General features: G+C 52.6%; 17 protein-coding genes and 1 other RNA gene. 9 read left to right on the top strand and 9 right to left on the bottom strand.

What is annotated here, in order from left to right; all coding sequences use genetic code 11:
- Positions 1 to 16: 16 nt before the first annotated feature.
- The 3 genes from ffs to D4L85_RS20955 all read left to right on the top strand — a co-directional run bounded on the left by ffs (position 17) and on the right by D4L85_RS20955 (position 1,687).
- Positions 17 to 111, top strand: an RNA gene (gene ffs / locus D4L85_RS20965) — signal recognition particle sRNA small type.
- A gap of 141 nt (positions 112 to 252) precedes the next feature.
- Entirely contained in the window at positions 253 to 909 is a 657-nt protein-coding gene (gene fsa, locus D4L85_RS20960) for a fructose-6-phosphate aldolase (protein ID WP_073140385.1), read from the top strand.
- A 70-nt stretch (positions 910 to 979) separates the two neighbouring features.
- Positions 980 to 1,687: a cell division ATP-binding protein FtsE gene (locus tag D4L85_RS20955; RefSeq protein WP_119758884.1), complete on the top strand. Its 708-nt coding sequence runs from the start codon at positions 980 to 982 to the stop codon at positions 1,685 to 1,687.
- 85 nt (positions 1,688 to 1,772) lie between these two features.
- Here the strand turns inward: D4L85_RS20955 and D4L85_RS20950 are convergent, their stop codons facing one another.
- Positions 1,773 to 3,716 (bottom strand): GAF domain-containing protein, encoded by a 1,944-nt coding sequence (locus D4L85_RS20950; protein WP_119756142.1) that lies wholly within the window; start codon positions 3,714 to 3,716, stop codon positions 1,773 to 1,775.
- Between the two features lie 8 nt (positions 3,717 to 3,724).
- Positions 3,725 to 4,228 (bottom strand): YfiR family protein, encoded by a 504-nt coding sequence (locus D4L85_RS20945; protein ID WP_119756141.1) that lies wholly within the window; start codon positions 4,226 to 4,228, stop codon positions 3,725 to 3,727.
- Between the two features lie 302 nt (positions 4,229 to 4,530).
- Between D4L85_RS20945 and D4L85_RS20940 the strand changes: the two genes are divergently transcribed.
- Positions 4,531 to 5,385, top strand: coding sequence for a class II glutamine amidotransferase (locus D4L85_RS20940; RefSeq protein WP_119756140.1), 855 nt, complete (start codon positions 4,531 to 4,533; stop codon positions 5,383 to 5,385).
- A 55-nt stretch (positions 5,386 to 5,440) separates the two neighbouring features.
- Positions 5,441 to 6,637: an L-2-hydroxyglutarate oxidase gene (gene lhgO, locus D4L85_RS20935; RefSeq protein WP_119756139.1), complete on the top strand. Its 1,197-nt coding sequence runs from the start codon at positions 5,441 to 5,443 to the stop codon at positions 6,635 to 6,637.
- 65 nt (positions 6,638 to 6,702) lie between these two features.
- Here the strand turns inward: lhgO and D4L85_RS20930 are convergent, their stop codons facing one another.
- From D4L85_RS20930 to D4L85_RS20910, 5 genes are all read right to left on the bottom strand, one after another.
- Positions 6,703 to 7,260 carry a hypothetical protein gene (locus D4L85_RS20930; protein ID WP_119756138.1) on the bottom strand — a complete coding sequence of 186 codons (558 nt, stop codon included), beginning with the start codon at positions 7,258 to 7,260 and terminating at the stop codon, positions 6,703 to 6,705.
- 190 nt (positions 7,261 to 7,450) lie between these two features.
- Positions 7,451 to 9,883 carry an ABC transporter permease gene (locus D4L85_RS20925; protein ID WP_119756137.1) on the bottom strand — a complete coding sequence of 811 codons (2,433 nt, stop codon included), beginning with the start codon at positions 9,881 to 9,883 and terminating at the stop codon, positions 7,451 to 7,453.
- A 219-nt stretch (positions 9,884 to 10,102) separates the two neighbouring features.
- Positions 10,103 to 12,583, bottom strand: coding sequence for an ABC transporter permease (locus tag D4L85_RS20920; RefSeq protein WP_119756136.1), 2,481 nt, complete (start codon positions 12,581 to 12,583; stop codon positions 10,103 to 10,105).
- A gap of 197 nt (positions 12,584 to 12,780) precedes the next feature.
- On the bottom strand, positions 12,781 to 14,289 hold the full coding sequence (locus tag D4L85_RS20915; RefSeq protein ID WP_335621946.1) for a potassium/proton antiporter: 1,509 nt from the start codon (positions 14,287 to 14,289) through the stop codon (positions 12,781 to 12,783).
- A 78-nt stretch (positions 14,290 to 14,367) separates the two neighbouring features.
- Complete coding sequence (locus D4L85_RS20910; RefSeq protein ID WP_228450557.1) at positions 14,368 to 14,928, bottom strand: Dps family protein; 561 nt, start codon at positions 14,926 to 14,928, stop codon at positions 14,368 to 14,370.
- Positions 14,929 to 15,245: 317 nt separating this feature from the next.
- On the opposite strand from D4L85_RS20910, the gene D4L85_RS20905 reads away from it, so the two are divergent.
- The 4 genes from D4L85_RS20905 (at position 15,246) to D4L85_RS20890 (ending at position 20,068) form a co-directional block, all read left to right on the top strand.
- On the top strand, positions 15,246 to 15,905 hold the full coding sequence (locus D4L85_RS20905; RefSeq protein ID WP_160143890.1) for a DUF4142 domain-containing protein: 660 nt from the start codon (positions 15,246 to 15,248) through the stop codon (positions 15,903 to 15,905).
- Between the two features lie 258 nt (positions 15,906 to 16,163).
- On the top strand, positions 16,164 to 17,759 hold the full coding sequence (locus D4L85_RS20900) for a flavin monoamine oxidase family protein (protein ID WP_335621945.1): 1,596 nt from the start codon (positions 16,164 to 16,166) through the stop codon (positions 17,757 to 17,759).
- A 55-nt stretch (positions 17,760 to 17,814) separates the two neighbouring features.
- Positions 17,815 to 18,987, top strand: a complete 1,173-nt coding sequence (locus D4L85_RS20895) for a pyridoxal phosphate-dependent aminotransferase (RefSeq protein ID WP_160143889.1) — start codon at positions 17,815 to 17,817, stop codon at positions 18,985 to 18,987.
- 79 nt (positions 18,988 to 19,066) lie between these two features.
- Complete coding sequence (locus tag D4L85_RS20890) at positions 19,067 to 20,068, top strand: Hint domain-containing protein (protein ID WP_119756132.1); 1,002 nt, start codon at positions 19,067 to 19,069, stop codon at positions 20,066 to 20,068.
- Positions 20,069 to 20,146: 78 nt separating this feature from the next.
- Here the strand turns inward: D4L85_RS20890 and cysM are convergent, their stop codons facing one another.
- Both cysM and D4L85_RS20880 read right to left on the bottom strand, forming a co-directional pair.
- Positions 20,147 to 21,025, bottom strand: coding sequence for a cysteine synthase CysM (cysM, locus tag D4L85_RS20885; RefSeq protein ID WP_119756131.1), 879 nt, complete (start codon positions 21,023 to 21,025; stop codon positions 20,147 to 20,149).
- Between the two features lie 20 nt (positions 21,026 to 21,045).
- Positions 21,046 to 21,882, bottom strand: a complete 837-nt coding sequence (locus D4L85_RS20880) for a serine O-acetyltransferase (protein ID WP_119756130.1) — start codon at positions 21,880 to 21,882, stop codon at positions 21,046 to 21,048.
- Positions 21,883 to 21,918: the final 36 nt, after the last annotated feature.

Genomic DNA, 21,918 nt, shown 5'->3' with positions numbered 1-21,918 from the left:
GTCGTATCTTTGCACCGGCAAATCGGCACGACCAGCTCCTGCTGAACTCCCCCAGGACCGGAAGGGAGCAAGGGTAGGCGGTTGTAGCGGTGCGATGTTCGGTTTGCCATTTTTTTCTCCCCACCCCAATCCAGCCTTTACACGGTTTTTTTCGGCAGATTTCTTAAATCATGCTTACCTTTAGGCGTAAAGACGGTTTGCCACCCCCGACCTGTGGCGGCCGTAACGAACTGTAAAAAACCATAAATACACATGAAATTTTTCATCGACACCGCAAATCTGAACGAAATCAAAGAAGCCTATGACCTCGGCGTCCTGGACGGCGTAACGACCAACCCCAGCCTGATGGCCAAGGAAGGCATCACCGGCACAGAAAATATCCGCGCCCACTACAAGGCCATTTGCAAGATCGTAGACGACAACGTTAGCGCCGAAGTTATCTCCACGGATTTTGACAACATCATCAAAGAAGGTCGCGAACTGGCCAAGATCGACGATAAGATTGTGGTAAAGGTCCCGATGATCAAAGACGGCGTGAAAGCCATCAAGAAATTCAGCAGCGACGGCATCAAGACCAATTGCACCCTGGTGTTCTCCGCAGGTCAGGCCATCCTTGCCGCCAAAGCCGGTGCCACCTATATGTCGCCTTTCATCGGCCGTCTCGACGATGTGGGACAAGACGGTATGGAGCTAATCGCCCAGATCGTGAACATCTATAACAACTACGGCTTTGAAACACAGATCCTCGCGGCATCGATTCGTCACACCATCCACTTGCTGCAATGCGCCGAGTTGGGTGCCGACGTCGTGACCTGCCCGCTGAATGTGATCACCGGCCTGTTGAAACATCCGCTCACCGATGCCGGCCTGGCAAAATTCCTGGCCGACTATAAGAAGGGCAACGGCTAAGCCTTTGCCCCGGCGGAGCTTATTGAAATAAATCGCCGCCACCATACGTTACAACTAAGTGGATACCGAAATGTTCTCTACCGACCCGGTCGTGCGCGTGCTCGACGCCAGCATTTTCCAGGACCATCATACGGTGCTGGGCAATATCTCTTTTAATATAGAAAAGGGTGAGTTTGTTTACCTGGTCGGCCGCACGGGCTCCGGCAAATCGTCATTGCTCAAAACACTGTATGCCGATCTGCCCCTGCGGTTGGGTGACATCGATGTCTGCAATTTCAACATTCGCGGCATCAAACCCGGCGAGATCCCGTTGCTGCGGCGCAGGCTCGGCATCATCTTCCAGGACTTTCAGCTCTTCAACGACAGGAGTGTCGGCGAGAACCTCATGTTTGTGATGAAGGCCACCGGTTGGCGCGACAATGTGAAAATGCGTGCACGATCATCGGAAGTACTGATGCAGGTTGGACTGGGATCCGTGGAAAAGAAAATGCCACACCAGCTTTCCGGCGGCGAGCAACAACGCGTTGTGATTGCCCGGGCCCTGCTGAACGAGCCTCAAATTCTGTTGGCCGACGAGCCCACGGGAAATCTCGACCCGGAAGTTTCGGGCGGCATCATGAAGATCTTTCAACAGATCAACAAGACCGGTACGGCCGTACTAATGGCCACGCACAGCTACGGGCTTATAAAAAAATTCCCGGCGCGTGTACTCAAGTGTGAAGAAGGAAAGGTGATGGATTCGGCTGAGGCTCCTTTTGAACTGATGACCGAATTCTAATTCCACGCGATACAAAACTTTCATAAAAAGAAAAACCCCGCAAGATGCTGCGGGGTTTTCTTTTTATGGTGAATACACTTTCGTTCTATCTCAATTCGTAGGTGATCTCCATCACTTTCACCACTTCACCCGAACGGTTCTTGATGGACGAGAAGCTGGAGCGTACGTTGATGATCTCCCCTTTGCGATTCATCCGTCTGAAGGTTCCCTTCTTCGGATAGCCGGCGGCCAGGTCTTTCCAGAACTGACGGTACTCGTCGCTGTTCTTGTCTTCCTTGGTGGCGAAGATCCGGTGGTGTTCGCCCATCACGTCGTCTTGCGTATAGCCAAACAAATCGAGGAAGTTGCTGTTCACCTTGGTGAGGGCGCCGTCGATGCTGTAGTCGGCTACGGACAGTGATCCGTGGATGGCCGATAACGTGCTGTCGGTCTCTGCCTGGCTGCGCTGCATTTCCTCCTGGGTGGCCTGGAGTTCTTCCATGTTCTGGCGCATCTCTTCTTCCTGGGCACGCATCTGCTCGGTCATCTCCTGCGATTCTTCGAGGAGGCGCTGTGTGCGGGCATTGATCTTCACGGTCGAGATCGTGGACGCGATGGTCTCGGCAATCTTTTGTACGAATTCCATTTCAAAATCATGGAAGATGTTGAAGGAAGCAATCTCCACAACACCGAAGATCTGATCGTTCACTTTCAGCGGCACGATGAGCACGCTGGTAGGATTGGCGTCGCCCAAGCCGGAAACGATCTTGATATAGTTTTGCGGCACTTCGGTCAGATAGACCATGTCGCCTTCCTGCCACGCCTGACCGGCCAGGCCTTCGCCGCGGTAGATCTTGTGGTTGAGGTATTTCTTTTTATCCCAGGCATAGCATGCTTTCATCGACATCGTTGCCTCTTCGTTTTCGTCGGCATCGTCGATGATGTAGAGGGCGCCTTGGTTGGCTTTGAGGTACTTCACCAGGTTGCCCACAATTTCGTCGGAGAGTTTGCCGAGGTCGTTGGTGTTGGTGCGAAGGATCTCGCCAAACTTGGCCATACCTTCTGTTGCCCAGTTGCGTTTCTTATCGTCTTCGGCCACCTTCGAGAGGTTGTTGCGCATGTTGATCAGCGCGTTGCCCAGCACGTCGTGCTCGCTAAGGGGTTTGAATTCGGTCTGATAATTTCCGTTACCGATATTTTCTGCGAAGAGGCTGGTGGCTTTCAGACCGGTCACCAGGTTGTCCATGGCGATAGCCATGTCCCCGATCTCGTCGTTGCTGAAATTGGTTTGCTTCTCTTCCACCAACTCGCCTTTTCCGAGTTTCACCACCACATTCTTTAGGAAGTTGACGGGCTTGGTGATGGCACGGCGCAGGAAGAACGCGCTGAACAACCCGAGGATGATAATGCTGGTACCGAGGAAGAGCGTGTAGTTTCGCAGGCTCTTGATCGAATCTTTAATGTCGCTATCCGACAGGGCTGTCACCTGGTCTTGCTTGGCGGCCACGCGGTTGATGCGGGCGAGCAGGTCGGTGGTGCGGGGGATCACCTGGCTTTCGATGGCGTCTTCCGCCAGCAGCTTGGTGAGTGGATCTTCGTAGTTTTCAAAGGACTGGAGGTTGGCCATGATCGACTCTTTCTGCACATTGAGCAGCGTGTCGAACTTGAGGAAGATGGTGTCCATCCACATCTTTTGGCTGTCGCTTTCCCAGGTGCTTTTCAGCTCGGTGATCTTTTGTTTGAGGGCCGGGTAATCGTAGTCTTGCAACTGGCGCAAAGCATTCTTGTCGTCGGCGTTGGTTTGCAGGTAAACCCAGTTGGTCACGAGCATCTTGGAGCGGATGACCATGGTGCCGAAGTCCTTGATGGCGGACTGGGATGGTCGGTAATTTTTACTGGAGCTATTCACAACGTTATCGATGACATCGCCTTTCCAGATAACGATCACTACGATAACAATAAACAGGGCTATCAATGCTAGAAAACCAGCGAGTATTTTATTCCCGATGGTGAGTCGAAGTCGTGACTTCTTCTTTTGTGTTTCTTCCATAAGTTGAGTTAGATCAATATCGCGAGGCGGGTCAATTCGTTGCTGACCTTGAGTCCTTGTCTGTTCACGGTGGCCTGGTTGAGTTCGAACGCCAGTTTACCGTCTTTCACAATAAAATTAATATTGCTTCCCTTGGCGCCAAGACCTTGCTCTTCGGTCACGATGAGGATGGGCTGTGTGTTGACCTTGTCCATCACCTCAGTGATCTGGGCGGCGTGGTCGGCGGGAACAAACAACATGTTGCATTTTTTGATTTCGGCTGGGCTCTTGATCTTGGTGACCTTGATGTTGCGGTCGCCTACCTTTTTGGCAGAGGCCAGTGCTTTCAATTCGGCGATGATGGGGGAATCGCCCAGTACCAAGATCTCAAAGTCGCCCTGGTTGTAGGCATCCGGCCACTGCACATAGCGGGTGAAGCTATAGACGAAGACCGAGTGCATTTTGTAATTCTGTGAAAAAGCCGGAAGAAAACTTACAGCCAGAAAAAGCACAATAAAAGGGACTTTTCTCATGATCGGTAATTATACTGTTTCTTTGAAGAGCATGCAAAAATATACCCGCTTCGAACGCAAAATGTGTTCAATTTAGCGCTTTTCTGACATCGGGTAAGGATTGTCATCAGTTCGACGTTTTTATGCTTTTCAAGGGCTTTTTTCTTCCCGGGCACAGGCGTATTCCCGCGTATTTGTTCCGACCCAAACCGGCCACGGATAAGCTAAGTTAGCAAACCGCGGGAACGCTACACGGAAACGGCCCTGATTTTTTATTGGCGGTAAAACCGTATCTTTTCCTACCATAACACCTTGAAAAAATTATGTGTCGACTCATGGCCTACCTGGGCACGCCCATTGTCATTGACAAGCTGCTGTATCAACCCAAAAATTCTCTCGTCAACCAAAGCATCAACGCCCGCGAACTGGAAGAGCCGCTCAACGGCGACGGATTTGGTATTGGCTGGTATGTTCCCGAAGTCTATGCCGAACCCGTTACGTTTGTGTCGGTGAGCCCAGCCTGGAGCAACCGAAACCTGCGCAACCTCGCCCCCAAAATCCGCGCGCACTGTTTTGTGGCGCACGTGCGGGCGGCCAGCGTGGGCGAAGTGTCGGAATCCAACTGCCATCCGTTCCAGTACAAAAATCTGCTCATGATGCACAACGGTGGCGTGGAAAACTTTACGCGCATCAAACGAAAGCTCCGCGAGCCCCTGAACGACGAGTTGTATAACTGGATCAAAGGGCAAACGGACTCCGAACACATCTTTGCCTACTTCCTGAACTACCTGTTCGAACACCACAAAACCATCGGCCCCGAGGCCGTCATCGACGCCTTCGAGCACACGTTCATGACCTTGAAGAAACTCATGGCCGAGAACGGTATCGACGAAGCAGCCTATCTGAACATGGTCGTGACCAACGGGCTGTTCACCGTGGGCACGCGCTACAACACCAGTCCCGGCGAGCCACCGCTCACCCTATACCACTCCGAAGGCAGCCGCTATGTGGTGGAAGACGGCATCAGCCAGATGGTGGCCCCGGAAGACGACGACCACGCCGTGCTGGTGGTGTCCGAAAAACTAACCGACGACGCCACGTGGACGCTTATTCCTGAAAATCATTTTGTGGTGGTGGACCCAACGCTCACGGTACGCATCATCCCCATCAAGGCCTGAGCGGTGGGATTTTACCACCATTGAATTTATCCTTAGCTTCGCAAAAAAAAAGTACGTGCAATACGACGTTATCATTGTAGGTGGCGGAGCCGTCGGCCTGGCCACGGCCTTGCAACTCAAGCAAGGATCGCCCGCTTTGAAGGTGGTGGTCATCGAAAAAGAAACCGCGGTGGCCAACCACCAGACCGGTAACAACAGCAATGTGATCCACTCGGGCATTTATTATAAACCCGGCAGCCTGAAGGCCACGAATTGTATCCGCGGCTACCACTTGCTCATCGACTTTTGCCGTCAACACGAAATTCCGTTCGAGCTTTGCGGCAAGGTCATCGTGGCCACCAGCGAAACCGAACTCCCCTACCTGAAAAATATCTTCGACCGTGGGCAGCAGAACGGGTTGACTAACCTGAAGATGTTGAATGCCAACGAACTGAAACACTACGAACCCCACGTGGCCGGCATTGCGGGCATACATGTGCCCCAAACGGGCATTGTCGACTATCGCGTCGTGGCCGAAAAATACGCCAGCGTTTTCCAGCAACGGGGCGGCGAACTGCGCCTGGGTGAAAAAGTGCTCGATGTCCAGATGGCCAGCGACAAAGTGGTGGTCGTCACACAAAAGGCCAGCTACACGGGCAAGCTGATGGTGAACTGCGCGGGGCTCTATTCCGACAAGATCGCGAAACTCACATCGCCGAATGTGGACGTGAAGATCATTCCTTTCCGGGGAGAATATTACAAGCTAAAAAAAGAAAAAGAGTACCTGGTGAAGACCCTCATCTACCCGGTGCCCGACCCGAATTTCCCTTTTTTGGGCGTGCACTTCACCACGATGGTGGGAGGCGGTGTAGAGTGCGGGCCGAACGCGGTGCTGGCGTTTGCCCGGGAAGGGTATAAAAAATCGACCATCAATTTTTCGGAGCTTGCCGAAACACTGGCGTGGCCTGGATTCCGGAAGATCGTTGCCAAATACTGGCGCACAGGCCTGGGCGAAATGCAACGATCCTATTCCAAAGCAGCTTTCACCAAGGCGCTGCAAAAATTGATGCCCGAAATTCGCGAAGAAGACCTCATCGAAGGTGGCGCCGGCGTGCGGGCCCAGGCGTGCGACCGAACGGGTGGGCTATTGGACGACTTCCTGATCCTGGAAGACAAACAGGTGATCAACGTTTGCAACGCCCCCTCCCCCGCCGCCACGTCGTCGCTGGCCATTGGGGAGACCGTAGCGAAATGGGCGCAGAGCCGGTTCTGAACTTCCGATAAATAAAAAAGCCGTGAATTTCTTCACGGCTTTCAATGACAATCGATCGTCCTTTATTAAGGCGTTGTTACTTTATCAAAAACCAACTCCACGGTGACATCCACGCTTTGCTGATAGGGCGTTACGGTTTCAGGATGTGCGTTGGCCCAGGCCGTGGTCAAGGTGTCGCTTACGGCATTCGGAAGCAACGAGAAGGTCGCCGCCTGCGAAAGCACCATCGACACAGACGAGGAGGTTATATCGCCCTCGATCGTAAATTCTTCTTCGCCGAAATTGGTGTCCGTAGACTTTAAGGTCAACTTCGTTCCTTCCTTTGTCCAGGTTCCGCCTTCCGAAACATCCGGATTGAGATAAAGATCGAATTTGCGCGTGTAGTTTTTATCGTTGGTGATCGTTAAGGTCAGCCCTGCTTCTGCCGAGCCGTAGTAGTAGGTATCGAAAGGGAAATCCTCGTAATTCGAAAAATTAGCAGGCAAGTCCTTCAATCTATACACGTCGCGTTTCCATGTGCCCACGAGCGGATCCGGTGCCGGATCGTCGTCCTTGTTACAGGCGCCGAAAACCAATGGAAACCCTACCAACAGCAGCAATCCCCGGTAAAAATTTCTTTTCATAGTTTCTCTTTTAAAATGTTAGGTATTCTAAATGTAGCAATTGTCCCTTCAATTTAAAAGTTGGACGTCTCCAAATTTCAGACCTTTATCTCTATTTCTATCGGGAATCGCGCTTTCCTGCATTGCAATCCGTTGAGGGCGACCATCCTAAGCCTGCGGTTCCCGCAACGCATCCTTTTTTGCGTTTGTCCTACTCGTATTTCAGGGTTTCGGCCGGATTGGTCATGGCGGCTTTTACGGCGTGATAGCTCACCGTGAGCAGTGCCACGGCCACGCCGATGAGCATGCCGACGGCAAACAATTCCCATCCCAATTCAATCCGGAATTTGAAATCTGCCAGCCACCAATGCGTCATCACGTACCATGCGGCAGGAATGGCGCCCACAAACGCAATCACAGCGAGTGTCAGATACTGACGATTCAGCAGTACAAAAATATGCGCAAGGGTCGCTCCCATCACTTTGCGAATACCGATCTCCTTGGTGCGATTCACCGCGTTTATACCGGACAATCCAAACAGTCCCAAACAAGCAATGAGAATGGCAAACGCCGTAGACAATCCCATGATGCCCATCCAACGCCGGTAACTTTCATATTGGCGGGCCACGTCCTCATCCAGGAAGGTATAGTCGAACGGTTTGTCGGGTGAAAGTTCCTTCCAGGCGCCGCGCAGTTTTTCAACAGTAGCCGGGAGGTTGGTGGCGTTCACTTTCACCAGCATGGTACCCAGGTAGCCGACGTTCTTTTTATCCATGGAGAGAAAAAGCGGCTCGATGTCCTTTTCCAGCGAAAGGAAGTGATAGTCTTTTACCACGCCAATGACTTTCGCCCCCAGCCCCACGGTGTCCTCTTTCCAGTTCAAATATTCGTTTAGCGGATCTGACCATTGCATGTCGCGCACCAGCGCTTCATTGACAATCACAGCGCTGGTATCGGCGGGAATGCGGGCATCAAAATTTCTTCCCATGGCCATCTCTACACCCAGGGTATGGAGATAGTAGGGGTCAACGGCATAGACATACGCCGCTTTGTGTTCGCCGTTCACCTTGTAGCCATAGTGCGACCATCCCTGGTTAAACGAAATGCTCGTTCCGGCCACCGACACCACCGACGGTTCCTGTTGCAGGCGGGTGCGGAAGCGCTCCACCATTTTGTTGGCCTCTTCGCTCCAACTGGTTTGGGTGGGGATGACCAGGAGTTGATCTTTGTTGTAGCCGAGATCCTTGGTGGTGACATACTGCATTTGCCGGTACATGATCACCGAACTGATGATGAGAAAAGCCGACAAGGCAAACTGGAGCACCACCAGGGGCCGTGTGAAGCCTGCCTGCAGCCTGGCCGTGAAGCTTCCTTTCAACACTTGCGCCGGCCGGAAGCCGGAAAGGAAAAGCGCCGGGTAACTTCCCGCCAACACGCCCACGACGAGTGTGATGGAGGTGCTCGCGCCCAGCAAAAGGCTTGCATCGTCCAACCCAATCCGGATGTTTTTACCCGTAAATTCATTGAACGCCGGCAAGAACAGAAACACGAGGCCCAGCCCCAGGAGCATCGAAACAAAAGCCAGCATCAGAGACTCCAACCCAAACTGGTAGACGAGTTGTTTTTTCTGTGCCCCCACAACTTTGCGCACGCCCACCTCGGTGCGCCGCGCCGTAGAGGTGGTGAGCGCCAGGGAAACATAGTTGATGCAGGCGATGACGAGGATGAGCAAAGCGATGCCGCCGAGGATGAGCGAATATTGCGGATCACTCACCTTGTCCCACGACACGGCCGTGTTCATATGGATGTCGGTGAGAACAGAAAATTGCAGCTCGAATATTTTTATATCCGGGGAAACGTTTCCCTGCTTGCGCCACTTTTCCAGACGGTCGCCCATGTATTTCTGGACCACCCGCTCCAGTTTAGGAGGAAGATCGGCTAGCTTGGCCTGGTCGTTGAGGCGGATAAAGATCGGAAATGAAAAATTCCCCCATTGGTCTTTGTTCTTGTCGAAAAATGGTTGTTGCGTGATGGGCATCAACACGGAGAAATTGATGCTGGAATTTGCGGGAGGCGCCTCGATGACGCCGGTCACCGTTAGTGTTTTCTCCCCGTTGTTGTCCATCGAAATGGTCTTTCCCAAGGGGCTTTCGTCTCCGAAATATTTCTTGGCTACGGCGGGGGTCAACACGATCTCGTCCGGGGTTTGAAATAGTTTGTCGGGGTTGCCTTCGCGCAGGGTGAAGGAAAAGACTTTAAAGAACCCCGGGTCGATATAGTTGAGTTGTTCGGTAAAGATCTTGTCCTGGTAACGCATGACGCCGGAGCCTGATGTGAAACGGGTGCCACACTCCACTTCCGGGATCTCGTCGAGCACGGCGGGTAGAAGGCCGGCTGGCAGGTAGGCTGAGCGTTGATAGAGATTTGTTGGATCTTTTTCCCAGCGATTGTAGCTCTTTTCTTCGAGGCGTAAAATATGGTCCTTGTGGGCGTGAAACTGGTCGAAGCTCTTTTCGTCGCGGATATAGAGGCAGATGAGCACGCAAAACGCAATGCCGATGCTGAGACCGAACGCGTTGATAAAAGAATACAGCTTGCGCTTAATAATGTTGCGCCCGGCTACTTTCAGATAGTTGTGCAGCATTGGGATGAAGGGGTTGAGGGTTCATGCTTTCTGTAAGTTACGACAGGGATTGATTTTTTCTGTGACGCTAAAGTGAGGATGTATTGAGTTGTTGAAAAGTTGTAGTGAAGGGGGTATGGATATACCCCCAGGCGCGTTAGAAAATCATATTGAACCGCAGAGACGCAAAGGCGCAACGTAAGGCGCGAAGGGGTTAGACAATCTCCTCGGTATTGACGTCTATTCGTGTCGCAGGCTGTCCACGGGGTTTCTTAGGGATACTTTGATTACCTGGAGACTCATCACCGCGAGGGCGAACAGCAGCATGATGGCCAGGGGTGCTATAAAGAACCATGGTTTTAGCTCCAACCGGAACGCATAGTTTTCCAGCCACCGCTGCACACCCCAATATAGCAAAGGGGTGGCGGCTGCATAGGAGATCACGATCAGCCCGATAAAGTTGCGGGTGAAGAGTTGGATCAGGTTGAGGGCCGACGCGCCCAGTACCTTGCGGATGCCGATCTCTTTTGTGCGTTGCACGACGGCAAAGGCGGTCAGTCCAAACAAGCCCATGCCGGCTATAAAAACCGCCAATCCTGAAAAGAAAAGCATCACATCGCTGAATCGCTTGTCGTATTGATATTGTTTGTCATAGAAATTATCGAGGAAAAAATACTGGAACGGGTAGTCCGGGAAATGCCGGTGCCACACCTGCGCCACGCCGGCAATGGCCGCGGTCATGTCACCCGTTTGCAGTTGCAATGCGTAGTACGATAATGCCCTGGGCTGGAGTATGAAATACAGGGGTTCGAGGTTTTCTTTCAGCGAAAGTTGGTGATAGGAATTTACCACACCGATGATCTCATAGTCGGCTCCCCAGTAGGTTTGAATGTGACCGTGAACAGCCGACGCCGCATCTTTGAAGCCCAGCCGGTGTACGGCCGCTTCGTTCAGGAGTACGGCACGCCGGCCTTCGTTGCCCCGGTCGGCCGGGATGTCAACCGAAAAGTTGCGTCCTGCCAGCAGGTGGAGACCCAGCGTTTTTACAAAATCATAGTCCACGCCCACGGCCTTGAGCCGATAGGCTTTGTCCGGATCGATGGCCGTGGCCTTGAACTCGGTGCCCCAGTTCACGGTCTGTCCGGGCAAATGCGAGAGCGTGGCCGCACTCGCCACCAGCGCCGATTGACGAAGGGTCTGCTTAAAGGCTTCTGCTTTTTGCAAATACATTTCGTCTACGACGTATCCCCCGGCGGAATCGGACCACGTCTCTTTGTCAAAATTCAGGGCCTTGATGATCAACACCTGGTCCATGTTGATCCCCAGTTCGCGCGAGTGCATAAAAGACAACTGGCGGTTGGCTACCACGGTAACCACGATCAATATCAGCGCCAGGGAAAATTGAAACACCACGAGAAATTTTCTCAGCGTCACACTCCCCCGCTCGCTCTTGCCCTTCAAGGCCCGCACGGGATAATAGGAAGCGATGACATAGGCTGGATATCCACCCGAAACCAGCGTGCTCACCATCGCGAGGACCGCGAGCAACATCACCACGTTTCCATCCACCCATCCGCCAAGCGCCCGGGGCATGCCTACAAATGCAGCGAAGTAGGGAAACACGATCATCACCGCGGTGATGGCCACAAAAATGGAGACCAGGTTGTAGAGGGCAGCTTCGGTGAACACTTGCATCCACAAACTTGTCCGCGAAGCACCCATCACTTTGCGGATGCCCACCGCGCGGATCTTCTCTGCCGCGATGGCGGTCGACAGGTTAATATAGTTCACCCACGCCAGGGCCAGGATGACCAGTGCCAGCAATGCCAGGACGTAAACCCATACGCCGCTGCCATTCGCTTCGAGCTCGTATTGCAGGTGCGAGAAGAGGTGGATGTCGCGCAAAGGTTGCAGTTGGAAGGTGCTCACCTGGCCATAGTCATCCTGGTTCACTTTCAGCCCGTTCTTTTCACGCGCCAGGTGATTGAGTTGAGCTGCCACATTTTCAGGTTTGACGTGGTCGCTTAATACGGCGTATAGTTGTCCACCCCAGGTCCAGAACGAATTATCTTTTTGGGTTAGGTTGGGGTCGGCGGCGCGCAACAACAAGTCGAACGAGAAATGGGCGTTGGGCGGCGTGTCTTTGGCGATGCCCGTGATGACATAGCGGTATTGTGCTTCGCCATCGTTGGTCACCAACACTTTTCCGAGCGCATCGTTGTCAAAGTAGCGGCGGGCCAGGGTTTCGGAAATCACGGCCGAGTATTCGTGTGCGAGCACCTGCCCGGGATCACCGTGGAGCAAGGGAAAAGAAAATACTTCAAAAAAATGAGCGTCTGTGTTAAAGCCTTTGAACGACTCCAGGGGGGTTATCTTTTTATCACTCCCTTCATAGCGAATGAACAACTGGTCGGAGTCGAAGCCATAGATAGACGTGGCGGCTTGCACATCAGGAAGATCTGCCTGTACCGCATTGCGGATGCCGTCATAGGTGTTGGTTTCTTCGGCGATCACCTCTTCTTGGAGCGTCACCTTCGTGGCGATGCGGTAGGTACGGTCTGCGTGAACATGAAAATTGTCATAGCTGAATTCAAACCGGACATAGGCCAGGATCAGCAGCCCGACGGTCATGCCAATCGACAAACCCAGGATATGGATCAACGTGTGGGACTTGTTCCTGAACAGACTGCGGCAGGCCAGTAGGAAGTTGTTTCTTATCATAAACAGGTTTTAAAGATTCGCGATGAAACCACACCATCCTAATCCTCCTGGTGAATGCCTCCGTCACGCACGGTTCAATCCCTATGCTTCACAACAAGAAATCAGCTTTATAACGGGGAAGAAATGGCATTCGTATTTTTATCAACCCTATTTAATTTCTCTGCGACGTTATCCCCGGCTAATCACCGGGATGTTGTTCAATGCGTCGGGCTTAGATTAAAGCTCTCGAATACTTTCTCCACCGTAGATTTATTATCCGCCATCACCAAGAGGTGGTCCCGGGGACGAATTTCAGTGTCGCCGTTGGCCGTGATGTATTTGCCGTCGCGGTGAATGAGCACGATGAGCGCTGTTTTCGGAAGATCGAGTTTCATGACGAGCTTGCCGACGGCGGGGGAATTTTCGGGGATGTCGAGCTCTACCAGTTCTGATTTGGAGTTGTCTTTCAACTCGATGTCGAGCGGGAACTTGCGCTTTAGTTTTTCAGGAACGCTCACCCGAAGCCAGCGGGCCACCATGGGGAGCGTGGTGCCCTGCAGCAGGACCGACGATACAGAGATAAAAAACACCAGGTTAAAGATCGTGCGGGCCGACTCGATTCCGGCCAGTAACGGATACGTTGCAAAAATAATAGGCACGGCACCCCGCAGGCCCACCCAGGAAAGGAATAGTTTTTTTCGTGCGTTCAAACCGTTCGAAAAAGATAACGATATGAAAATAGCCGCCGGACGGGCAATAAAAATAAGGAATAACGCAATGAGTACGCCCGGGCCAATGACCGGCACGATCTCCGAAGGATAGACCAGTAGCCCCAGCGTAATGAACATGACGATTTGCATCAGCCACGCCTGGCCGTCATAAAATTTGATAAGGCTTTTCTTATGCAGGAAACTGCTGTTACCCAGGATAACGGCAGAAATGTAGACCGCCAAAAATCCGTTCCCTCCCACCACGTCGGTGAAGGAGAATGTAAAAAATACCATTGAAAGGATGAGTACAGGATACAGGCCGTCGACGTCGAGCTTGATGCGGTTCACGATCCAGATCATGATCTTGCCGAAAGCATAGCCCGCCACAGCACCCAGGATCATCCCTTTAAAGAACTTTGGCACTAACGAGATGATCGTGGCATCGGGTTCGGAGATCAGGTAGACAAAACTAACGGTGAGAAAATATGCCATCGGGTCGTTGCTGCCGCTCTCCAATTCCAGCATGGGGCGAAGGTTGCCTTTGAGGCCTACACTGCGCGAACGCAAAATGGAGAACACCGCCGCGGCATCCGTAGACGATACGATGGCTCCCAGCAACATGCCTTCCTGCCAGGAATACCCCAATAAATAAGAAGAGAATACACCGACAGACATGGCGGTGATGAGTACGCCTAACGTGGAGACCGAAACCCCCTGCCAGATAATGGGCTGGATGCTCTCCCACTTTGTTTCCAGTCCGCCGGAAAAAAGAATGAACGTCAACGCCATCACGCCCAGCAACTGCGCGATCTTGGGGTCGTTGAAATAGATCCCCCCTAAACCATCCGACCCGGCCAACATGCCCACCACCAGGAAGAGGATGAGCGTGGGGATGCCCAGCTTAAAAGAGGTTTTGCTCGCAATGATGCTAAGAAATAGCAAAAGCGATCCGAGGAGCAAAATGTTTTCAGCCGATACCGTCATGTCAAAAGATCCTGTATACTTAGGGACCTTCAAGATATCAAATTTAGGCGAGGCTGCTACTATGCGGCCTCGCCTAGTTTGATAAGTTCGGCAAAAAACTCCGTTGTTTTTTTACTTCGCCAGGAAAGCCGACAGCATCCAATGATGTTTTTCGATCTGGTGGATGAAAACCTTCACCATTTCTTCCGTGCCCGCGTCGTGTTGCGCGGAAGCGATCTCGATTACGGCAAACATATAGCCCAGCAAGATCGTGTAGTCGGCGATGAGTTCCCGCACCATGATCTCGGATGAGAGTTGTGACGTAGTCTCCTTGATCTCCGACTGTTCAAGGTATTCACCCATCGTGCTGACAGGCGTCTTGGAAAAGACGCGGATGCGTTCGGCAATGTCATCGATGTGGTCCTGGGCTTCTTTGTATTGCTGTTCGAACTCGATGTGCAGATCGAAAAAGTCCGAGCCTTTCACGTTCCAGTGATAGTTCCTCAGCTTTTGATAGTGCACACTGTAGTTGACCAACAGATCGTTCAGGGCGTGCGTGATGTTTTCCACTTCTTCGCTCGACCATCCTAACTTAACCGGTTTAGCCTTTGCCATGCGGGTGTCGATCTGTGTCTGCGGCATGTCCTTCAGACCGTCGTCTTTCAGGGCGATACTTTCTTTTGTCGTTTTCATAAGGCTTAAAATTTTAACGTTCCTAACGCAAAGCCGGTATGGCTTCTTCCTCTGGAATGGCCATTACCGTTCCATCCTTCGATGGGCCATGGGAGGCTCCAGGCCCACGGAACTGCCGGTTTCCCTGAGGAGAAACGTGCCCGGCTGTGTAAGAAGTCCACAAGTCGTTGCCTGTATTTCCACCCGGTTTTCGGTGATTTCACACGTTGGCAACTCGCCCTCTCCCGTGGATCCTTGGGCTTGGGATGGGCATTAAAAAATGGCACGTTCTTTATATCCATCAAGGTGAAACTAAAAACACGTCCTCGTGTAACGTCATGAAGAATTTTCTCCTTTTTCTGAACTTGCTGATCCTCGCCGGGCTGGCCTACATCTTTTCGGGCGCAGAAGACATGACCCCTCCCCAACAGACCCCTTCCCAGGAGACTTCCCCTTCCGCCGACATCGTGATCGTGCGAGAAGCCTCGCTTGAAAAACCTGCTCCTGTGCACGTCGTCCCCCAAGCCCAGGAAGTCACCATGAGCGATCTCCTGGCCGACCTGGACGACACGCCCATCGACCAGGTGGTAGAGACCTTTTTGATCAAGACCGCCGAGTCGCGCATCATGGATTTTGAAGAAGGAAAAACAGCACAACAGAAAAGCGCAGTCGATGCCATTAAAGATTACGGTAGCCTGATGGTCCGCGATCAAAGTAAGATGCTGACAGACCTTCGCGCCCTGGCCGCGGCCAAACATATTACGTTGCCCGACACGCCTGACGAGAATCAACAAAAAGCACTGGCCGACCTGCAAGGGGAAGAAGGCAATTCGTTCGATAAGAAGTTTATCAAAATGATGATCATTGATCACAAACGCGATGTGAAAAAATTCAAGAAGGCGGCGCAATCGCACGATCTTGAGGTGCGGGCGTTTGCGCTTAAGTATTTGCCGGTGGTGGAGGCTCATCTTGAGGACGTTCAGAAATTGAGAAAGTAAGGAGTCGGGAGTCAGCAGCCAGTAGTCAGTAGCCAGTAGTCAATATTTGGTAGTTAGTCTTGCGTTCCAGTCCTAGGGCTCAGGGTGGTTATTTTTGGGTCGAATTATTTTTCAATTCGGGGGGTTATTAAAACGCTTCAAACGATGGCGGTCGCTTTATGGGTGACAGCGTGAAGGGTCCTTGAGACAATCCTGCTTTCTTTTTATGAAAACTTGTGCTATGTTCGATAGCATAAGGATCCTAACCATTCTTGCAGGGTGAAAACGCTTTCACGAAGAACATTTCTAAGACAAAGTGGTGCCCTCAGTGGAGGCATGTATGCAGCCATGATGGCGCTCGAAATGTTGCCGGCAGCGCCGGCGCATGCTTTCTCGCTTCCGGGAAGCGGTCAGGGGAAAAGTGTTATCATTCTGGGGGCAGGGTTGGCCGGCATGACCACGGCCTATGAGCTCACGAAGCTTGGCTATCGCTGCACGGTTTTGGAAGCACGCGAGCGCACAGGAGGCCGGTGTTGGAGTATACGCAAGGGGTCGACGCATACAGAGACCGTCAATCCTACTCAAACGGCGCAGCTCGATGAGGGCCTCTACTTCAACGCAGGCCCGTCCCGTATCCCCCACCATCATCAACTCACGCTGCAGTACTGCCGCGAGTTGGGGGTGCCCATCGAGATCTATAACAATGTGAATGAAGGTGCCTATCACTTCAGCGAAGGCCAGGGCGCGCTTTCCAATAAAAAGATCCGCATCCGCGAAGTGCACAACGACATGCGTGGTTATGTGACCGAGATGCTGGCCAAAGCCATCGATCAGCACAAGCTCGACGCAGCGCTGACCACCGAAGACGTAACCAAGATCATAGAATACCTGCGGGCCGAAGGCGGCCTGGATGCCGACAAGCTCTACAAAGCGTCTGCGCGCAGGGGATACGTTGAGGCCCCCGGCGCCGGCGACAAACCGGGTAAGATCGCCGACCCGCATACACTGGCCGACCTTCTTCAATCCGGCTTGCTGTCGCCCGACTTTTATAATGTGGCCGAGTACACCTATGAGCTGCAGATGACCATGTTCCAGGCCAAGGGCGGTATGGACAACATTGCGCGTGCGCTCGAAAAGAAGTTGCCCGGCATGATCCGCACCGGGGCCGTGGTGTCGTCCATCCAAAACCTGGAGAACACGGTGCGCGTGAAATACACACTCAAAGGAGCGCCCCAGGAAATCGAAGCCGAAGCCTGCATCTGCACGCTACCCCTGCCCATATTGAGCAACCTTGACCATAATTTTTCTTCCGACGTGAGCCGCGCCATCGACTTCGTGCCCTACATCCAAACGGGGAAGATCGGCCTGCAATTCAAACGGCGGTTTTGGGAAGAAGACGAGCAGATCTTTGGCGGCATCACGCACACCAACAACGACCTCACCCAAATCTTTTATCCCTCCAACGACTACCTCGGAAAGAAAGGCGTGCTGATCGGCTATTACAATTTCAATGAGAAAGCGAAAAAGGTAGGGACCCTGTCGCTGAAGGAAAGGGAGCAACTGGCCCTGGAGAAGGGAAGTCTTATTCACCCCCAATACAAAACCGAGTTTGAGCATTCATTTTCCGTGAGCTGGCACCTCACGCCCTATAGCCTCGGCGGCTGGGCTTTGTATTCCGGCGACACCCGTCAAACCTTGTACAAGGCGTTTATCAAACCCGACAAACGGGTATACTTTGCCGGCGAGCACACCACCTATTTGAACGCCTGGATGGCCGGTGCCTTCGAATCGGCACGCAAGGCGGTGGCCGACGTGCATGCCCGCTTCACCGAACAACGCCTTCAATACCCAGCCTCCACCAAAGAAGGCGGATGAACGGAACCCTAATAAACCCTATACCGTAAAATACAGTACCCTAAACCCACCCACCATGGCAACTTCAATGAACAGACGAAATTGGTTAAAGACCAGTGCTCTCGTCACGACTGGCGCCCTTACGCTTCCAGACGGTATTTTCAACACCGCGTCGGCCACTCCCCTTGTGACCCTTCGTTCAACTTCCCAGCACAATATTGAACAACGCATGGCGCAAGACTTCCCGAACCTGAAGGCACGCCTGTTTGCCAATGAAAATCCATTCGGACCATCCGAGAAAGCAAAGAAAGCGATGACAGATGCCATGGCCACCAGCTACCAATATCCAATCCAGGTGGTCGAGCAGTTGGTTGGCAAGATCGCCGCGGCAGAAAACGTCAAGCCGGAACAGATCATGGTGGGCACCGGGTCCACTCCCCTGTTGCAAGCGTCGGCCGTCTTTTTTGCAAAAAACGGAGGATCGATTATATGTGGCGATCCGGCCTATGAATATCTGCCGGACGAAGCCGAAAAGAATTTTGGCGCCAAGTGGGTGAAGGTGCCGCTCACGGCCGACTACAAATACGACCTCGACGCCATGGAGAAGGCCATCGACAAGGATACGAAGCTGGTATACATTTGCAATCCCAACAATCCCACAGGCACCTATGTGGATGCCGAAAAGATGCGGGCGTTTTGTGAACGCGTGTCGCCAAAAGTGCCGGTCATTATCGACGAAGCCTACATCAACTATCTTTCCGATCCCAAGGGCATGACGCTGATCGACTGTGTACGAAAAGGTCAGAATGTGATCGTCGCCCGCACCTTCTCCAAGCTGCACGCACTGGCCGGCATGCGCATCGGTTACTTCGTTGGCCAAACCGAAATGTTAAAGAATCTATTGCCCTACACGGTACCCTTCGGTGCCCTCTCTGCCCTATCGGCCAGCGCAGCGCTCGCTACCTACGACGATACGGAATATCTGCAAGGCGCATTGAAGAAGACATTGGAGTCGAAAGAATATCTGTACAGCGTCCTGAAAAAAGAAGGCTACACCTACATTCCGTCGGTAACCAATTTTGTGATGTTTCCCATCAATATGGAAGGACAACGCTTTGTGGACGAGATGACAAAACGCGGCGTAGGCGTGCGCTTCTGGAAATTCAACAACAAAGAGTGGTGCCGCATCAGCATTGGCCGCATGGACGAGATGAAAGCCTTTGAAGAAGCTTTCAAACAATTGTCGTAGTCCGCTAACGCTGTATTTTCATTTTTGATTTTACCATTGACTCGATTACATCCGTATATCCACTGTTTAAATACTATCTATGAATAGGAAGTTTGCCATCGCCTTAGCGTGCATGTTTGTTTTAGCCATCGGTCTGAAAGCACAGGACGTGGTAAAGCCGCGGCCCTTGACCATGGCCGAATATGAAAAGGCCAAGACGTTTGTGATCAAAGACCTCGACAACGAAACGTATGTAAAGTTCGAGAACACCTACATCCTGGACCGTTACGAATTGCGCAAACCCTATTTCATCACGGGCGACGACGGTCTGAAAAAACGTATGGACCTCTACAAGCTGCTGGCCAAGGAAGGCATGCAGGAATTGGGACTCGTCATCTTCTACACCAACGAAAAGGGCACGCAGTACAAAGCCTGTCTCCCCAACTTCACCGCCGATGCCAAAGTGTGGGAGAAATATTTCGAAGACATCCACGCCATCGATAAACTGGAACAAAACTTCGTGCTCAAGCTTTCCTATGTGTTGTCGAAAGAAGTGGGCTACCAATTGTATAAGGCCCAGAACCAGGGCAAAGATCTGTCGAAAGAATCGGCCACGTATGGCAACGACATCTGCTTTCCCGGCGATCAGCAAGTGACCCTGGCCAACGGCACCCGCAAAACCCTGGCTTCGCTAAAACGCGGCGACGAAGTGCTCACGGTGAACCCGCTCACCAAGGCCACGTCCGTTATCAAAGTGAACACGCTGGTGGAGCACGAGGCCAAGAACTACGCCATCACCCAACTCGTATTGCAACGCGCCGACAAGCGCATGACGCCGCTTGGTTCCGAAATCGTCCTCTCCACCCGCACGCTGGAAGCCACACCAAACCATCCCGTACAAACACATACGGGCACTACTAAAATGGGAGATGTGAGGGAGAACGATACGGTGCTTTGTCTTAACAAGGCTTCAGGGGACTACGAACCATTCACCGTGATCAGCAAAAAAGAATATGCAGGAGGCGTCCAAAAGGTCTACAACATCATTGCCGGCGATGGAACTCCATTCCTGATGAATGACGTCATGGTCTTGCAAAAATAGTGTTGGGTAGAAACGACCCTGCAGAGAACTATCACGATATAAAACGCGGGACCTGAATCCCCGTGATTCGACATTCGCTCATCCGAACAGATCGGAGCTCAGATAACGGTCGCCGCGATCACAAACAATAAAGACAATCACCCCGGATTCGATCTCTGACGCTATCTTCATCGCTGCGCTCAGGGCTCCGCCGCTGCTCATGCCGGCCAGTATTCCCTCTTCTTTTGCCATTCGCCGGGTGAAGTGCCGGGCATCGGCTTCGCTCACGTCGAGCACGCGATCCACTCGCTTCGGCTCAAAAATTTTCGGGAGAAATTCCGGCGACCATCGGCGTATGCCTGGGATGCATGAACCGTCTGTAGGTTGTGTCCCCACAATTTGTATGGAAGGATTTTGCTCTTTCAAATAGCGCGACACGCCCATGATGGTGCCGGTGGTTCCCATGGCCGACACAAAGTGCGTGATCTTTCCTCCGGTGTCGCGCCATATTTCGGGGCCGGTGGTCTTGTAGTGCATGCCATAGTTGTCGGCGTTGGCAAACTGGTCCAGCATGCGATAGCCTTCGTTCGCAGCCATTTTTTCGGCCAGTTCACGCGAGTATTCGATCGTGCGCGCGGACGGTGTAAGAATAACTTTTGCTCCATACGCTTCCATGGACAGCACGCGTTCGCGCGTGGAATTGTCGGGCATGATGAGCGTCATCTCCACGCCCATGATGCTGGCGATCATGGCCAGGGCGATGCCGGTGTTGCCGCTGGTAGCTTCCACCAGTTTGTCGCCGGGTTTGATGTCGCCGCGTTGCAAAGCGGCGGTGATCATGCCATAGGCGGCGCGGTCTTTCACACTGCCCCCGGGGTTGTTGCCTTCCAATTTGCCATAGAGTGTCACGCCCTTCTTCACGGGAATGCGTTGAAGTTCCACCAGCGGGGTGTTGCCGATCAATTCTGAAAGTTTCATGGTTGCTGAAGGATACGGGGTTACTGATCGCCCTTGAAAATAACAAGGTCCATCTCGTGCGTATCGCCGTTATACATTTTTGCCTGGTAATATACTTTTGAATGCGGCGCAACACTGCGCGTGAGCCACACGTTTCCACCCACCACACTGTCGTGGCCAATGACGGTCTCGCCGCCCAGGATCGTGGCCCCGGCATAAATCACCACCCGGTCTTCCAGCGTGGGGTGCCGTTTCTTCTCCGCATCTTCTTTGTTGACACTGAGCGCACCCAACGTGACGCCTTGATAGAGCTTTACATGGTTGCCGATGACAGAAGTTTCACCGATCACGACACCGGTGCCATGGTCGATGCAGAAATGTTCGCCGATCTTGGCGGCAGGGTGAATGTCTATTCCTGTTTTGCCGTGGGCATGTTCGGTGATGATGCGGGGTATGCCCGGCACACCCAATGTGTGGAGATGATGGGCCATGCGATAGGCCGCGATGGCGTAAAATCCCGGGTAGCTGCGCACGACTTCATTGCGACTTTTGGCCGCCGGGTCTCCTTCGAACATGGCGGTGACGTCTTCCTGCAGCTTGTCATAGATCACCGGAAGGGATTGAAAAAAATCCTCGGCCAACTGCGGCGCATCCACTACGCCCCGCGTAGGATTATGACGCAGAATGCGCACCAATTCGATCTGTAATGTTTCCAGCAATGCCTCAAACTGATCTTCCGACAAGTGGGCCAATTGCGTGAAATCGGCAAACAGCGCACCCAACAGGTCCTCAAAAAATTTCGATACCTCCACCGGCGCCGGGCACGTGGGGCAGGCCTGGTGCGTGATATACAGTTTGCTGATAAAAGCTTTATCCATACGTGTTAAATACAGTATTTAACGGGAAGGTTCAAA

It is taken from the genome of Chryseolinea soli, from assembly GCF_003589925.1.
Lineage (GTDB): Bacteria > Bacteroidota > Bacteroidia > Cytophagales > Cyclobacteriaceae > Chryseolinea > Chryseolinea soli.
The sequence above is the reverse complement of the archived record's forward strand: the minus strand, read 5'-3'. Positions and strand labels throughout refer to the sequence as shown.